This is a genomic window from Caldimonas brevitalea, from assembly GCF_001017435.1.
Taxonomy (GTDB): domain Bacteria; phylum Pseudomonadota; class Gammaproteobacteria; order Burkholderiales; family Burkholderiaceae_C; genus Caldimonas; species Caldimonas brevitalea.
In genome coordinates this window covers 3,281,022-3,297,096 of the sequence record NZ_CP011371.1, presented here as the reverse complement: position 1 = coordinate 3,297,096, position 16,075 = coordinate 3,281,022, and the positions used below count along the sequence as shown (strand labels likewise).

Here is a 16,075-nt window from a genome sequence, read left to right as displayed (position 1 = left end):
GCCGGTTAGCGCGACGACGTCGGCAGCGAGCGCGCCGCCGTGCCGGAGGCGGTCGGCAGCCGCGCCACTGTCGCACTGCCCGCGGCCTGCATCGCCGGCGGCCAGTGTTTGAGCGTGGAGCGCCGCAGCAGCGAGACGGACGGGCCGCGCGCATTGCTGAAGGTGCGCTCGATCACATGGGTCACCAGCCGCCGGCGCACCCGCTCGGTGATGATCACCGTGGAACACCGGGTGCCGTAGCGACCGTCCGGCGTGCGGATGAAGGCCGGCGACAACCAGCGCTCCCATTCGGGCGCGATGCCGGTGTGCGGCAGGAACTCGTCGGCGATCTCGGTGCGGTCGCCCAGCGCTTCGAACAAGCGGTCCGCCAGCACGTCGGCGCTGTCGGTCTCGCGCAGCGCCGCGCGCAGGTGCTGCTTCAGGCGCTCGACCTTGGGCCACGGCGTGTCGAGCAGCGCATTGGACAGACCGTAGACGCCGCGTTCCAGCCGCTGCGGGTAGGGCGCCCGGTTCGAGGCCCAGAAACAATCGCCTTGTGCGAAGTCGGCGGCGATGACGTTGAAGCCGTTGTAGCCGTTCAGCCCCACCTGCATCCAGAACTTGTCGGGCGACAGGTCGCCGCGCAGCCACAGCGGCACGATCTCGCCGCGCGAGGGCGCGGCCGGGTCGACATCCGAGGGGTTGCGCACATTGGTCAGAAAGGCCAGCCGCCCCGCCTGGGTCAGGCCGAGCCAGGTGCCGCCGGCCTTCAGGTCGCGCCCACCGAGGATCTCGGGCGCGCCGTCCGCCGGGCTCCACCAGCCCAGCCGGGCAGCCGGCCGCGCGAAGTATTCGTCGCGGTTGCCGGCCAGCACCAGCGGAAAGCGCCGGCTGGCGTCGACGGCAATGGCTACCAGGCACATGGCACGAAGGCTTCGACGTGGCGTGGACTTTGCAGCCACGGTGCGAGCGCCTTGGCGGCGTCCGCGATGGCGGCTTCGAGCGCCGCGTCCACCCCCGCAGGGTGCGTGTAGATTTCCATCCAGGTCAACATGCCGTCTTTCTCTTCCGGGCGGCGCCACAACTCGGCCGACAGGCCGGCATGGCCGTCGCGCAGCGCCTGCTGCATCACCTGGGCGGCCTGCAGCGCGGCGCGGCTGTCGGCCGACGCGATTCGATAGTAGATGAAAAGACGGCGCATCCCGGCCGGGCCGCTGTGAACTACTGCCAGCGGCCAGCGAGGGGCGAGGTGACCGAAATCACGCCCGGCTCAGCTTTCGGTCGGCAGCGGGTAAGGCAGCGGCTGCGGCGTCAGCGTCACGCCTTCGGGGCCGCCCAGGTGCAGGCTGCCATCGCCGTGCAGCGCCGCCAGTTTCAGCTCGGCGAAGAGGCGCCAGCCGGGTTCGCCGTGCCCGGCGGGCACGGGCGCCGCGTCGACCACCAGGCCGGCGGGCTGCCCGGGATCGGCACTGTGGAAGATCTCCTGGCCCGCGGCGGCTTCGGCCGGTGAATGCAACAAGGCGCCGCGCCGCTTCAGCGTGCCGCGGTACTGGCTGCGCGCCACCACCTCCTGGCCCGGGTAGCACCCCTTTTGGAAACTGACGCCACCGACGGCTTCCAGGTTGACCATCTGGGGCACGAACTGATCGGCCGTGGCCTGCACGATGGTCGGCACCGCGCTTTCGACTTCGAGCCAGCGCCAGGCTGGCAAGGGCAGGGCAGGCAGCGACGCCGACAGCGCGGCCGCGGCGTCGGCCGGACCGGCCCAAAGGTAACGCGTGTGACCGGCGGCGTCGGGCAGACGCACGACGGTGACGCCCTCGCGCGTGGTCTTGCCCCAGACCGTTGGCGGTGCCGCGTCGCCCAACACGACGCGCGCCACGTCGCCAACCAGGCCGAGCAGGTGCACGGTGTCGGTGGCATCGGTGAGTTTGGCCTTGGCGCGCAGCACGAACATGCTCAGGCGCTTTAGCGTGGGCGGCAACACCTCGCGGCGGCAGGCCAGCAGCACGCGGGCCTCACCGTCCTTCCAGCCGACGAAGCTGGCGAGCAACCGGCCTTTCGGCGAGCAATAGCCCGCCAGGCGGGCTTCGCCGTGGCCGAGCAGGGCGAAGTCGTGGGTCAACTGGCTGTGCAGGAATTTGGCGGCATCTTCGCCATCGGCGGCGATCACACCCCAATGGGACAGAAGAACGGCGCCGGCGAGCGCTTCGGCGGCAGACCCGGGAGACAGGCTATCGGTCATCATGCCTCCATTATCATCAGTGGCCGAACACCGTGGTGCCGGCCGGGTTCCCCGCGTGGCCGCCGAGGCCCTTTTTGACGTGATCTTCCTATGCGATTCCTGAAGCGCCTGTTCGGCGCCCTCGTGCTGCTGGCGCTGTTGTCGGTCGTGCTGTCTGGCGCCGCGGCGTACTGGTGGTTGCAGCAGCCGCTGCCGCTCAAGTCGGCCTCGGTGGAGTTTTCGGTCGAGGCGGGCATGACGCCGCGCCAGATCGCCAATGGCTGGGTGGCCGCCGGCATCGATACGCCGGCCCTCGTACTGTATGAATGGTTCCGCTGGTCGGGGCAGGCACGGAAGATCCGTGCCGGCAGCTACGAGGTGGGGGCGGGCACCACACCGCGCGCGCTGTTGCAGAAGATGGTGCTGGGTGACCAGACGCTGGCCACCGTGCGGCTCATCGAGGGCTGGACGTTTCGCCAGTGGCGGGCCGAACTGGCGCGTACGCAGACACTGCGCTCCACCATCACGGCCATGAGCGACGAACAGGTGATGGAGGCACTGGGGGCGCCGGGGCAGCATCCCGAGGACGGTTTTTCCCCGATACCTATGCCTACAGCCGCGGCAGCAGCGACCTCGCAGTGCTGAAGCGGGCCCACCGCGCCATGCAGCACCGGCTGGCCGACGCCTGGGCGCAACGCGCCGAGGGCACGCCGCTCAAGAGTGAGGACGAAGCGCTGGTGCTGGCGTCCATCGTCGAGAAGGAAACCGGCTTGCCGTCCGACCGGGGGCTGGTGGCCGGCGTGTTCAACAATCGTTTGCGGCTGGGCATGCCCCTGCAGACCGATCCGTCGGTCATCTACGGGCTGGGCGCAAGCTTCGACGGCAACCTGCGCAAACGCGACCTGCAGACCGACGGCCCTTACAACACCTATCTGCGCGTCGGGCTGCCGCCCACGCCGATCGCGATGCCGGGCAAGGCCTCGCTGCTCGCCGCGGTCCAGCCGGCCGACACCAAGGCGCTGTTTTTCGTCTCGCGCGGCGACGGCAGCAGCGTCTTCAGCGAAACCCTGGCCGAGCATAATCGGGCGGTCGACAAGTACCAGCGCGGGCGCTGACGGGATGAGCAATACGGCAGGTCACACAGGTGTTTTCATCAGTTTCGAGGGCATAGACGGCGCGGGCAAATCGACCCACATCGACACCCTTGCCGCGCGGCTGCGCAGCGCCGGGCGTGATGTGGTGCTGACCCGCGAGCCCGGCGGCACGGCGCTGGCCGAACGCCTGCGCGAACTGGTGCTGCACCAGCCGATGGACCCGCTGACCGAGTCCTTGCTGATCTTCGCGGCCCGCCGTGACCATCTGCAGCAGGTGATCGAGCCGGCACTGGCCGCTGGCCGTGTCGTCTTGTGCGACCGTTTCACCGACGCGACGTTTGCCTACCAGGGAGCCGGCCGCGGTTTCGACACGGCGCAGCTGGAGCAGCTGGAACGCTGGGTCCAGCAAGGCCGCCAACCCGACCTGACGTTCTGGTTCGACCTGCCGCCCGAGGTGGCCGCCGAACGCTTGTCAGGCGCCCGGGTGCCCGACCGCTTCGAGCAGCAACCGGCGGAGTTCTTCCGTCGTGTCAACGACGGCTACCGGGCGCGGGCGCAAACGCATCCGCAGCGTTTCATCCGCCTCGACGCGTCGCAGCAGCGCGACGCCGTCTGGGCCGACCTGGAGGCCGCGCTGACGCGGCGCGGGCTGCTGTGAGCGCGGTTGCGCCGGCGGCGCTGCCGCCCTGGTTCGAGGCACCGCTGGGCGAACTGCTCGGGGCGCAGCGGGGCCACGCGGTGTTGCTGGCCGGGCCGGCCGGCATCGGCCAGTTCGAACTGGCGCTGGCGCTCTCGCAGGCCTGGCTGTGCGAAGACCGTGAGGCCGCCAGCCCGGCCTGCGGCCGCTGCGCCAGCTGCGCGCTGGTGCGGGCGCGCACCCATCCCGACCTGCTGGTGCTGCTGCCGGAGGCGCTGCAGGAGGCGCTCGGCTGGGCCACCGCCGACGCCGAGGCACCGGCCAAGGCCAGCAGCAAGGCCAAGCCCAGCAAAGAAATCAAGGTCGAGGCGCTGCGCCGGGCGGTCGAGTTCGCGCAGCAGACCTCGGCACGCGGCGTCGCCAAGGTGGTGCTGGTGCACCCGGCCGAACGCATGAATGCCATCTCGGCCAACACCTTGCTCAAGACGCTCGAAGAGCCGCCCGGCCAGGCGCGCTTCGTGTTGAGCACCGAGGCGATCGAATCCCTGCTGCCGACGATCCGCAGCCGCTGTCAGCTCCAGCGCCTGGCGCCGCCCCCGGCGGAGGTGGCGCGGCAGTGGTTGCAATCGCAGGGGTTGGCTGGCGCAGAGGTGTTGCTGGCCGCCGCCGGGCAGCTGCCGCTCGCCGCCCGCGACCTGGCCGCCCAAGGGCTGGACGCGAACCGCTGGCGGGACCTGCCGGCCCGGCTGGCGGCCGGCGACGGGTCGGCGCTGTCGGGATGGCCGGTGCCGCTGGTGCTCGAGACCTTGCAGAAGGTCTGTCACGACGCCTTGTGTGTGGCGGTCGGGGCCCCGCCGCGCTATTTCGGCGCGGAGTCCTTCGCGGGCCGAAAAGCCAGCCTGGACGCGCTGACGAGCTGGGGCGCCGAGCTGCGGCGTGCAGCACGTCACGAAGAGCATCCGTGGAACGCCGGCCTGATGCTCGAGTCCCTTGTTGCGCAGGCCAAGCGCGCCTTACACTCCGCGCCATGAGCGAGCCCACCCCCCGTCCCTTGGCCAGTGGCACCCCCGCCGCTGGCGGCAGTGCGGCCCGCCCCAGCGTCATCCAGCTGGTGTTCCGCGAAAAGGGCGCGCTGTACGCCGCCTACATCTCGGTGTTCACCGACGGCGGGCTGTTCGTGCCGACCACGCGCGACTACAAACTCGGCGAAGACATCTATCTGCTGCTGTCGCTGCCCGAGGACCCGCAGCGTTACCCGGTCGCCGGCAAGGTGGCCTGGGTCACCCCGGCCAATGCGTCGGGCGGCCGCACCCAGGGGGTCGGCGTGCGGTTTCCGAGTGACGAGAAATCGCGCTTGCTGAAAATGAAGATCGAGGAGCTGCTCGGCACCTCGATCCAGTCGTCCAAACCCACCCAGACCATCTGACGACGCCGGCGCGCCCCGCGCGTGTTCGGCCCGGGCTCACGGCCGCGCCAGCGGCGCGAGAGCAGTGTAGGCTTGAGGCCTTTCTGCGCTCCGAGCCCGCCTGCGCTGCTGTCTGCCGGCGCGGGGCCCCGTCTCACGGCGCACCTGACGCCTCCTTCTTCCCCCTTCGTTGATCCGCGATGTTTGTCGATTCCCATTGCCATCTGAGTTTTCCCGAACTGGCCGAGAACCTCGGCGCCATCCGCGCGGCCATGGCCGCCGCCCAGGTCGACCGGGCGCTGTGCATCTGCACCACGCTGGAGGAGTTCGACCAGGTGCACACGCTGGCGCTGCAGCACGACAACTTCTGGGCCAGCTGCGGCGTGCACCCCGACAACGAAGGTGTCGAAGAGCCCAGCGTGGCGCGTTTGCGTGAACTGGCCTCGCGGGACAAGGTGGTCGCGGTGGGCGAAACCGGCCTGGATTACTACCGGCTCAACGGGCGCAGCCTGGCCGAGATGGAGTGGCAGCGCGAGCGCTTTCGCACCCACATCCGCGTCGCCGCGGACCTCGCCAAGCCGCTGGTGATCCACACCCGCAGCGCCTCCGACGACACCCTGGCGATCCTGCGCGAAGAGGGCCAGGGCCAGGTCGGCGGCGTGTTCCACTGCTTCACGGAGACCCAGCAGGTGGCCGATGCGGCCCTCGACCTCGGCTTTTACATCTCGTTCTCGGGCATCCTGACCTTCAAGAACGCCACCGATCTGCGCGAGGTGGCCCGCCGCGTGCCACTGGACCGTTGCCTGATCGAGACCGACAGTCCCTATCTGGCGCCGGTGCCGTACCGGGGCAAGACCAACAACCCGTCCTACGTCCCCTACGTGGCCCAGCAACTGGCGGAGCTGAAAGGGTTGCCGGTGGAGCAGGTGGCACAGGCGACCAGCGCAAATTTCGAACGCCTGTTCGGGGTGCCGGCAAGAGCGGCTGCTACTTGAAGTAGAGCTTTTCGAATCGCCTACAACCCGTTGTCGCGAAATAAATTTACACCTGGCGGCAACGGAGTGTGCCGGACATGAGAAGACACTTGAACATCGCGACCTAAGATCTTGTCGTTATTGAGAAATTCCACAATTTGAGCACTTCGATCATCCGGGGCACCGTGCGGCGCATGAAGTAAAGCTTTAGAAAATGCGCGCAAGTGCTTGTTCTGAAAGAAAGAATCGGAGTGACGCCGAAATGGAGTGAACATGAAGAAGCACTTGAGAAAGCTGGCGTATGCCCTTGTGGTTGCGGGCGTTTCTGCCGCGCATGCCGGGTCCTACGAAAGTTTCTTCCGCGCCCTCAAGCGCGATGACGATCGCACCGTCACCACCCTGTTGCAGCGCGGCTTCGACCCCAACACGGCCGACCCCGACGGCCATGTCGGCCTGACCCTGGCGCTGAAAGAGCCGTCGTTGAAAGCCGCGGCGGCCTTGCTGCAACACCCGCAGCTGGACGTGAACCGGCTCAACCCTGCCGGTGAGTCGCCGCTGATGATGGCCGCGCTGAAGGGCGAACTGGCGTGGTGCCAGCGCCTGATCGAGCGCGGCGCCGACGTCAACAAGCCCGGCTGGACCCCATTGCACTATGCGGCCACCGGCTCGAGCATTCCGGTCATCGAATTGCTGCTCGAGCACCACGCCTTCATCGACGCGCAGTCGCCCAACAAGACCACGCCGCTGATGATGGCCGCACGCTACGGCAGCGAAGAGGCGGTGGTGACCCTGCTCGACGCGGGGGCCGACCCGACGATGCGCAACGAGCGCGGCCTGAGCGCGGCCGACTTTGCCCGCGGCGGCGAGCGCGATCGATTGGCGGAATTGATCGAGCGGCGCTCGGCCACCTACAACACAGCGAGCCCGTCGTCTCCAAAGTGACAGCGTGTCGGATGAATTCCGACGGGGGGTTTGGTGGGGGAGTGACTACTGCGCCAAGGCGGCGCGACCTACAGTTCACTCCATCGACACGCCGCCCCCCTTAGGAGTACCCGCCATGCAAACCCCGCTGATCGCCGATCCCTTCGCCCTGATGCTCAACCCCGAAGCCGTCTTCAGCGCCATCGAGCGTTCCGAGCGCCTGAGCGGTCTGCAGCGCCGCGTGTGCCGCCCGCTCGACAAGCCTCTGCTGGCCAACACCGCCCGCGATCAGCACGACGCCGAGATCGACGCCGAACCCGATCTGGTCGAAGAAGAGAGCGAAGCCTGCGCGGCGCTCTGAACCGGATCGCCGGCGGTCGCCGCCCCCGGCTCGCTTCCTGACCTCTTCACCCTTGCGCCGCCAGCAGTTCCCGGTACACATCGACATACTGCTGGGCGCGTTCCTTCCAACCGAAACGCTGTTCCATCGCCCGCTCCTGCAGCGCCCGCCAGCGCCCGGCAGAGCGGAAGGCCTCGAAGGCCCGCTGCAGCGTCGCTTGCAGCGCGGCCCCGCTGGCCTCGTCGAAGCTGAAGCCCGTGCCCTGGTCGGGCGCCGCATCGGCGTCCACCACGGTATCCGCCAGGCCCCCGGTGCGCCGCACCACCGGCAGGGTGCCGTAGGCCAAGCTGTACATCTGGTTCAAGCCGCAAGGCTCGAAACGAGAAGGCATCAGATAGGCGTCCGCCCCCGCCTCGATTTGGTGCGCCAGCGACTCGTCGAAGCCGATCGTGGCCGACACCTGCCCGGGTGATTGCGCCGCGCTCGCCCGCAGCCGCTGTTCGAACTCCGCGTCCCCCTGTCCCAGCACCGCCAGCTGCGCGCCTTGCGACAGCAGCCACGGCAGCACCTCCAACACCAGATCCACGCCCTTTTGGTGGGTCAGCCGGCTGACCATGCCGAACAGCAGGGCCTGCGGGTCCGGCCGCAGGCCGAGCCGTTGTTGCAGCGCCGCCTTGTTGGCCGCCTTCAGCGCGAGCCGGCTGCGGTCGTAGGGCTGTGCCAGGTGGGGATCGGTGGCGGGGTTCCAGACCGTGTCGTCGACACCGTTGAGGATGCCGCACAAGCGCCCGGCGCGGCTGCGCAAGATGCCGTCGAAACCGAAGCCATGCTCGGCTTGCTGGATTTCGACCGCGTAGGTGGGGCTGACGGCCGTGATGGCGTCGGCGAAGTGCACCCCGGCCTTCAGGAACGAGATCTGGCCCCAGTATTCGACGCCTTCCGGGACCAGCCACTCGCCCGGCAGTTGCAGATCGCCGGCGTGATGCAGCGGAAACACGCCCTGGAACGCGAGGTTGTGCAGCGTCATGACACTGCGCACGCCGGACGCGTCGACTCGGCGCAAATAGGCGGGTGCCAGCCCGGTCGGCCAGTCGTTGCAATGCAGGACCTCCGGGCGCCACGCCGGCCACGGGGAGGCGTCGCTGCACAACTCGGCGGCCAGGCGGCAGAACAACCCGAAACGCAGCGCGTTGTCGCCCTGCGGGTCGTCATAGGGGCCGCCGGGCCGGTCGTACAAGGGCGGGCAGTCGACCAGCAGCAAGTCGACCCCGCGATGGCGGCCGGCATCGAGCAGGCGCGCGGCCGGCCAGCGGTCCCGGGCCGGGCGCACCGCCAGTTCGCCGGCCCTGGCGACCAGGGGCTGCAGCGCCGGGTACGCAGGCATCAAGAGCTTGACGTCGTGGCCGAGCGCGGCCAGCGCCTGGGGCAGGGCGCTGCTGACGTCACCCAGGCCACCGGTTTTCACCCACGGGGCGCATTCGGGCGTGACGAACAGAATCTTCAGTTGAGATGACATCGAAAAGGTCGCAGGACATTCAAGGGGCAGCGCCGTCACCGGCCTCGTCAGGCGGGGCGGGCAGCAGCACCGCGGCGGGCAGCTCGCGCATCAGCTCGGCCAGCGGCAAACGGCGTCGGCGGCGGGTGCCGGCGGTCAGCGGTCGGGCGGTGATCCACTCCAGCCACTGCGCCTGCTCGGACAGTGCCGGCGGCAGCACCAACTCGGTGTCGCGCCAGGTGTCGCTTTGATGCAGGGCCTCGGGCCGGCCCTCGCACAGCTGGTGCATCAGGCGCGGCACCACCACGACGACACAACGGCCGCGCAGCTCGCGTGCAAAGGCAATGCACGACTCGCTCGCCGGGCCCACGACATCGAGCGGCCAATAGGCGCCGCGCTCGAACAGTTCCGGCTCGGCCGCGCGCAACTGCAGCAAGCGCCAGGTCACCAGCAGCTTCAAGCGCCCGTCGTGCAGACTCGCGCGTAAAGGCGCCAGCGCTTCGCCGGCCGGTGCGCCGTCGCGATACAGCGATTGCACCGCCTGCAACGACTGCCGCAGGCGCTCGAAGTCGACCGGGCGCCGGTTGTCCGGGTCGACCAGGCTGAAGTTCCAGCTCTCGCAACCTTGGTAGATGTCGGGAACGCCGGGCGAGGTCAGCTTGAGCGTGGCCAGCGCCAGGCTGTTGTAGCAGCCGAACGGCGCCAGCGCCTGGACAAAACGGTTCAGGTCCGACAGGAAGGGGTTGGGCTCGAGCTGGCCGAGCAGGGCATCGATGAATCGCGCCAGCGCGGCCTCATAGGCGGCGTTGGGGTCGACCCAGCTGGTGTGCTGCTTGGCCTCGCGCACCGCCTTCAACATGTAGGCCTGCACCCGCTCGCGCAGGGTGCCGAGTTCCTGCGCGTCGGGCGGCTGCAGCGGCCAGACGCCGACCAGCGTCTGGTAGAGCAAATACTCGTCGTTGGGGCTGGGCACCTCGCCGCCCGCCAGCGACGGCAGCTGCTTGCGGGCCAGCGCCTGCCAGCGTTGCACGGCTTCCTGCCAGGCCCCCGGCACTTCGCTGAGCACGTCGAGGCGCGCGCGCACGTCTTCGCTGCGCTTGCTGTCGTGGGTGGAGCCGCCGAGCAGCGTGTGGGGCAGGAAGCGGGCGCGCGTCTGGTTGGCCACGTGGAAGGCGGGCACGCTGGTGCCGAAGTCGCGCGGGTCGCCGCCGACATCGTTGAGCGAGATCAGCCGGTGGTAGCGGTAGAAGGCGGTGTCTTCCATCGCCTTGGCCATCACCGGCGCGGTGAACTGCTGGAAGCGGGTCACGAAGCGCAGGCCCAGCTCGCGCCGCTCGGGGTCGGGGTCGGCGTGCACGGTCTGCATCAGTTCGGCCAAGTAGTCGACGACGAGCGCCGCGGCCTCGCTGCAGCGCCGCTTGGCGGCCGCAGTGGCCCAACTCAGCTGCTCGCGGTCGATCGGGTCGACCCCGCGCTCGCTGATGTAAGTGCGGTAGACCGGGAAGGCCGCGGCCAGTTCGGTCAGCGCCGCCTTGAGCGCGTTGCGGGTGTAGTCGCGGGCGTGCCGGTCGCTTTGGGCGATACGGTGGGCCGCGAGCGTCAGCATCTGCAGGTCGGCCGCCAGCGAGGTGTCGATGATGCTGCGCTTGGCCGCGTAGAGCAGTTCGTCGAAGTCGAGCGTCTCGCCGATGAAGTCGCTGTAGATGCGGTCCATCGCCGCCTCGTGCCGCGCGTCGACGAACACCCCGTTGACCTGGTTGGCGAAGCGGTAGCCGGTGTCCCCGTGCACCTGCCAGCTCGACGGCCAGTGTTCATGCTCGGCCAGGATCTTTTCGATCACCAGGTACAGCGCCCGCGGCTGCGGGCTGCCGGCGTTGCGCTGCAAGGCAGCATGGTAGGCCTGCAGCCGTTCGAAATAGCGGGGTGGGTCGGCCAGCCCGTCGGGGTGGTCGATGCGCAGGCCTGAAATCTTGCCGTCGGCCAGCCAGCGCAGCAGCGTGCGGTGGGTGGCCTCGAACACGGGCTCGCGCTCCATGCGCACCGCCGCGAGCGTGTTGATGTCGAAGAAGCGGCGGTAGTTGACCTCGTCGCCGGCCACCCGCCAGTACGCCAACCGGTAGGCCTGGCGGCGGATCAGCCCATCCAGTGTGTCGTAGCTGGACGCATCGCCGGCCCGCCCCGCGACGGCCTTGACGCAGGCGTCGACCCAGCTCGCGATCCAGGCGTCGTCGCGGTAACGCTGCGCCAGACGTTGCTTGAACAGGGCCTGGTCGCGCTGGCGGGCGGCGCGCGCACCGGGCTCGGGGTCGTCGCGGGCCGGCAGGCGGTCGAAGGCGTCGATCAGCGACTCAAAGGCTTGCAAGGCGGTGGCCTGGCTGTCGTTCTGCGGCAGCGGCGCCGGCACTGCGCGCAGGATGCTGCCGTAGTCGCGCGGGTCGATCGGGAAGCGATGGTCGTAGTAGTTCACCCGGAACTGCCCACTGTCAGCGTCGAACGACAACGACAGCTCGCCGGCTTCGAGCACCTCGCCATACGGCTTGCCCAGCACCGGCAGCAGCACCTGCCCGGCCATCTCGGCGGCCGGCGGTGTCCAGTCGATGTCGAAGGTCTCGGCATGTTCCGACGCCGGGCCGTGTTCGAGCACGTCCAGCCACCAGGCGTTGTCGGCCTGCAGCACGCCCATGTGGTTGGGCACGATGTCGAGCAGCTGCTGCATGCCGTGGCGCTGCAGCGTCGCGCACATCCGCTCGAACTCGGCTTCGCTGCCGATCTCGGGGTTGAGCGCGTTGTGGTCGACGATGTCGTAGCCGTGCGTGCTGCCGGCACGCGCCTTGAGATAGGGCGAGCTGTAGAGGTGGCTGATGCCCAAGGCGTGCAAATAGTCGAGCACCTCGGTCGCTTGCTTGAACGTGAAACCGCCATGGAGCTGCACGCGGTAGGTCGCGCGCGGCACTGCGGCACTCGACAGCGGCGGCAAGGCGCGTGGCACGGCAGCCGGCGCGGCGGCGGTGGCGCGGGCGCGCGCCAAGGCGGCGCAGACGTCGAGCACCCGCTTGTCGTGCGACAGGTCCTCGAGGCCCACGCTCAGCTTGCGGCGCCAGTTGGGCCAGCGTTCTTCGGTGGTGCCGGGCAGGTTGACCTGCTCGAGTTGCTGCAGCACGTCTTCGAGTTGCACGCCGACCAGCTTCGACGCGGTGCGGCCCAGCAGCTCATGGAGGGCCGTGATCAGTTCCGCCGACAGCTCGGCCGGCGCCGGGCGGGCCGCCTCGCCTTCCGGATACAGGCCTTGCTTCTCGAGCGCGAGCAGCAGCTGGGTGCGGTCGGTGCCGCGTTCGACGGTGTGGCGGCGGCAGGCGTCCGCGGCCGGGTAGAGGCCGAGCCGGCGCCGCAGGTCGATGTCTTCGCCGCGCCAGAAGCCGCGCAGCGTTGCCAGGTCGTGGGTGCCGGCCATCGCCAGCGACAGCGGCTTCCATTGCTCGGGCGAGCGGAAGCCGCCTTGCTCGTCGTGCTCGAAGTAGAGCGGGCAGTACGACAGCACGCCGCGCTTTTGCATCGCCTGCTGGACTTCGGGCGGCACGGTGCCGAGGTCTTCGCCGATCACCAGGCACTGGTTGCGCACGCTTTCGAGCGCCACGATGGCCATCATCTCGTCGACCCGGTAGTGCAGATAGGCGCCCCCCGAGGCGCCACGGCCCGGCAAGATCCAGAACAGCCGCCGCAACGCCATCACATGGTCGAGCCGCACGGCCCCGGCGCCGCGCATGTTGGCGCGCAGCATCTCGACAAAGGGCGCGTAGGCCGACGCGCGCAGCTGCTCGGGGCGGGGTGGGGGCATGCCCCAATCCTGGCCGTTGGGGTTCAGGTCATCCGGTGGGGCCCCGACGTGCACGCCGAGCGCATAGAACGATGGTGAGGCCCAGGTGTCCGAGCCGCCTTCGTTCGAGCCCACCGCCAGGTCGCGGTAGAGGCCCAGCGGCATGCCGAGCTCGGCCGCGCGCGCCGAGGCGGCCTGGAGTTGTTCGTCGGCGAGCCACTGCAGGTACTCCCAGTACTCGACCTGTTCGATCTGCTCGGCTTCGAAACGGCGCACGGCCTCGCTCTCGTGGTCGCGGTAGGCCTCGGGCCAGGCCGGCCAGCCCCACACCGACGTGTCCTGCGCATGAAAGTGGGCCTGCAGCGCGTCGAACAATGCGTGCCGTCGCAGCATCGCACCCTGGCTGCTCTGGAAGGCGCGGAAGGCCTGTCCCCGCTCGGACTCCGCCTGCAGGTGCTCGCGCCGGAAGTGGGCGTAGAGCAGTTCCAGCACCTCGAACTTCAAGGCCGCGACGCCGACGTAATCGACCAGTTCCGCCTCGCGCAGGGCCTGCAGCCGTTGCTGGAAGGGCGCGGTGGCGATACGGTCGCGTGCGGCGCTGCAGCCGGCCAGTTCGGGCACGGCTTCGACATCGAGGTAGAGGAGGTTGAGCAGGCACCGGCTCGACGGGCTGTAGGGGCTGGCCTGCTGCGGCGCACGCGGAAACAACGCATGCAGCGGGTTCAGGCCGATGAACGAGGCGCCCAGCGCGGCCGAGGTTTCGACCAGCAACCGCAGGTCGGAGAAGTCGCCGACGCCCCAGTTGCGCGCCGAACGCAGCGCATACAGCTGCACGCACACGCCCCACAAACGCTGCCCCGCCTCGAGGGCGGCCGGCTGCCAGCAGCGCTCGGGGCAGAGGATCAGCGTGGTGGTGCCGATGACCTCACCTTGCGGGCCACCGTCACGCAGTGTCAGGCGGTGGTAGCCGAGCGGCAGACCGTCCGGCAGCGCCAGCCGGCGGGTGCCGGACGGCAGCTCGCCGTGGTGCCGCTGTCCGTCTTCGCACACCAGCTCCCAGGCCAGCGGGCGGTCTGGGCCGGTCTTCAAGTCGAGCGGCTGCAGCCGCGACGGCTCCGACACCAGCACCGGCGGCAGCGCTTCGTGGCTCGTCTGGCTGCGCAGCTCGGCCAGGCAACGTCGCGCGGCCGGTTCGTCGTCGGCCTCGTGTCCCATGGCCTTGAGCAGTGCGCGCAGGGTTTCGGCGGGCACCTGCTGCTCTTGACCCCAGACGTTCAGGTAATGGGGCGCCAGGCCCACCTGCTCGCACAAGGCTTCCAGCGTGGAATGAGTTCTCAGGTCCATCGATCAGCTCTCGCGTCCCCAATACCAACGGCCGGCCCAGGGGCTGAGCGAGTCGGCCACCACGTCGCCGATGCTGTGCAGCAGCGTCGTGTCCTGCAGGCCCTGCGGTTGCGACGGCTGGTCGAGCCGGCAGCTCTGGTGGCTCAGGTTGACGAGCATCTCCAGCGCCATGCCGCCCTCGAAGCGCCAGCGCACGCGCAAGGCGCCGTCGCCAGCACGCCGGGCGGTGTGGGCGCCGGTGCGCAGCTTCGGCAGGTGCGGCGTGATCGCTCGCGCGCGCAGTGCCAGCAGCTCGGCGTAGTGATGGCGCCACTCGCGGTGCGCGACGGCCTGGGCACTGACCCAGTCGAGCTTGCTGCGCTCGAAGGTCTGCGGGTCGCAGGGGTCGGGCAACTCACCGCGCTCGGCGGCCTCGGCATACCGCGGGAAGTGCGCAAACTCGCGCCGCCGGCCTTCGCGCACCGCCTCGCGCAGCTCGCCGGTCCAGCCGGCGAAGTACAGGAACGGCGTCTTGGCGCCGAACTCCTCGCCCATGAACAGCATCGGCGGGGCCGGCATCAGCAGGTTGATCGCCACGGCCAGGCGCAGCGACGTCGCGTCAGTCAGTTGCGTCAGGCGCTCGCCGAAGGCCCGGTTGCCGATCTGGTCGTGGTTGTGCAGGAAGTTGACGGTGGCCGACAACGGCACGCTGCCGACCGCTGCCTGCCGTGGCGGGGCGTTTTCGGTGATGTGCGGTGCACCTTGCCGTGCAAAGCCGTGGGTCAGCACGCGGGCCAGCTGGTCGAGCGGTTGGTCGTATTCGGCGTAATAGCCGTCGTGCTCGTCGGTCATCAGCACGTGCAGCGTGTGATGGAAGTCGCCGTTCCACTGGCCGTCGTAGCGCCCGGGCTCGCCGGGCCGCCCGAGGCGGCGCGCCTCGTTGGTGTCGTTCTCGAGCACGAGGTGCACATGGCGCTGCGGAAAGGCTTCGCGAATGCGGTTCGACAGCGTCTCGACGATGTCGGGCTTGCTGTCGTCGAGCATGGCATGCACGGCGTCGAAGCGCAGGCCGTCGAATCGGTACTCCTCCAGCCAGTAGAGGGCGTTGTGGATGAAGAATTCGCGCACCGTCTCGCTGCCCGGCGCGTCGAAGTTGACCGCCGCGCCCCAGGCTGTCTTGTGGCGCTCGTTGAAGAACTGCGGTGCGTAGCGCGGCAGGTAGTTGCCGTCCGGGCCGAAGTGGTTGTAGACCACGTCGAGGAACACCATCATGTTGAGCCGGTGCGCGGCCTGGATGAAACGCTTGAGGTCTTGCGGGCTGCCGTAGGCGGCATAGGGGGCGTAGGGCAACACGCCGTCGTAGCCCCAGCCGAAACGGCCGGGAAAGTCGGCCAGCGGCATCAGCTGGACGGCGGTGACGCCCAGCTGCGCCAGCGCGGGTAGCTGCGCTTCGGCGGCGGCATAGGTGCCGGCCGGCGTGAAGCAGCCGACGTGCAGCTCATAGATCACGGCTTCGTGCCAGGGGCGTCCCACCCAGGCGGTGTCCCAGTCGAACTTGGCCGCGTCGACCAGCTGGCTGGGACCGTGCGGTCCCTCCGGGTTGAAGCGCGAGGCTGGGTCGGGTACCCGCAGCTCGGCGTCGATGAACCATTGGTAGAGGTCACCGGCACCGGTGTTGGGGACCGTCAGGCGGTACCAGCCGTCTTCCGACGCGCGCGATTCGATGATCTCTTCTTCCCGCTGCTGCTGGCGCTTGAGCACCAGGCTGGCAGAGCGGGCGCCCGGCGCCCAGAGGCGGAACTGAGCTCCGCCATCCGGACGCAGCCGAGCGCCAAACGGCATCTCGTGTACGTAGTGCATCCCAGGCTC

At 69.3% G+C, this 16,075-nt stretch carries 12 protein-coding genes and 1 pseudogene; 7 read left to right on the top strand and 6 right to left on the bottom strand.

Translation table 11 applies throughout. The features are described from left to right. Positions 1-5 precede the first annotated feature (5 nt). From AAW51_RS14180 to ygfZ, 3 genes are all read right to left on the bottom strand, one after another. Positions 6-902, bottom strand: coding sequence for an NRDE family protein (locus tag AAW51_RS14180; protein WP_047195129.1), 897 nt, complete (start codon positions 900-902; stop codon positions 6-8). Next, complete coding sequence (locus tag AAW51_RS14175) at positions 890-1,180, bottom strand: DUF4936 family protein (RefSeq protein WP_047195128.1); 291 nt, start codon at positions 1,178-1,180, stop codon at positions 890-892. The genes AAW51_RS14180 and AAW51_RS14175 overlap by 13 nt, the downstream gene beginning before the upstream one ends. A gap of 69 nt (positions 1,181-1,249) precedes the next feature. Further along, positions 1,250-2,227: a CAF17-like 4Fe-4S cluster assembly/insertion protein YgfZ gene (gene ygfZ / locus AAW51_RS14170; RefSeq protein WP_047195127.1), complete on the bottom strand. Its 978-nt coding sequence runs from the start codon at positions 2,225-2,227 to the stop codon at positions 1,250-1,252. Positions 2,228-2,314: 87 nt separating this feature from the next. Between ygfZ and mltG the strand changes: the two are divergent. From mltG to AAW51_RS14135, 7 genes and pseudogenes are all read left to right on the top strand, one after another. After that, positions 2,315-3,318, top strand: a pseudogene (gene mltG / locus AAW51_RS14165) (endolytic transglycosylase MltG). A 4-nt stretch (positions 3,319-3,322) separates the two neighbouring features. Beyond that, complete coding sequence (tmk, locus tag AAW51_RS14160) at positions 3,323-3,955, top strand: dTMP kinase (protein WP_047195126.1); 633 nt, start codon at positions 3,323-3,325, stop codon at positions 3,953-3,955. Further along, positions 3,952-4,965, top strand: coding sequence for a hypothetical protein (locus AAW51_RS14155; RefSeq protein ID WP_047195125.1), 1,014 nt, complete (start codon positions 3,952-3,954; stop codon positions 4,963-4,965). Before tmk ends, AAW51_RS14155 begins: the two co-directional genes overlap by 4 nt. Then, complete coding sequence (locus AAW51_RS14150; protein ID WP_047195124.1) at positions 4,962-5,360, top strand: PilZ domain-containing protein; 399 nt, start codon at positions 4,962-4,964, stop codon at positions 5,358-5,360. The genes AAW51_RS14155 and AAW51_RS14150 overlap by 4 nt, the downstream gene beginning before the upstream one ends. A gap of 179 nt (positions 5,361-5,539) precedes the next feature. Beyond that, positions 5,540-6,334 carry a TatD family hydrolase gene (locus AAW51_RS14145; RefSeq protein WP_047195123.1) on the top strand — a complete coding sequence of 265 codons (795 nt, stop codon included), beginning with the start codon at positions 5,540-5,542 and terminating at the stop codon, positions 6,332-6,334. Between the two features lie 252 nt (positions 6,335-6,586). Then, positions 6,587-7,255: an ankyrin repeat domain-containing protein gene (locus tag AAW51_RS14140; RefSeq protein ID WP_047195122.1), complete on the top strand. Its 669-nt coding sequence runs from the start codon at positions 6,587-6,589 to the stop codon at positions 7,253-7,255. 115 nt (positions 7,256-7,370) lie between these two features. Further along, on the top strand, positions 7,371-7,595 hold the full coding sequence (locus tag AAW51_RS14135; protein WP_047195121.1) for a hypothetical protein: 225 nt from the start codon (positions 7,371-7,373) through the stop codon (positions 7,593-7,595). 46 nt (positions 7,596-7,641) lie between these two features. Here the strand turns inward: AAW51_RS14135 and glgA are convergent, their stop codons facing one another. Genes glgA through treZ form a run of 3 tightly spaced genes read right to left on the bottom strand, consistent with a single transcriptional unit; the run spans position 7,642 to position 16,066 of the window. Continuing rightward, positions 7,642-9,078 carry a glycogen synthase GlgA gene (glgA, locus tag AAW51_RS14130; RefSeq protein ID WP_047197813.1) on the bottom strand — a complete coding sequence of 479 codons (1,437 nt, stop codon included), beginning with the start codon at positions 9,076-9,078 and terminating at the stop codon, positions 7,642-7,644. Between the two features lie 31 nt (positions 9,079-9,109). Beyond that, the gene (locus tag AAW51_RS14125; protein ID WP_047195120.1) at positions 9,110-14,227 is read right to left on the bottom strand and encodes a malto-oligosyltrehalose synthase; all 5,118 of its coding nucleotides are present in this window, start codon (positions 14,225-14,227) and stop codon (positions 9,110-9,112) included. A gap of 3 nt (positions 14,228-14,230) precedes the next feature. Continuing rightward, positions 14,231-16,066, bottom strand: coding sequence for a malto-oligosyltrehalose trehalohydrolase (gene treZ / locus AAW51_RS14120; RefSeq protein WP_047195119.1), 1,836 nt, complete (start codon positions 16,064-16,066; stop codon positions 14,231-14,233). Positions 16,067-16,075 lie beyond the last annotated feature (9 nt).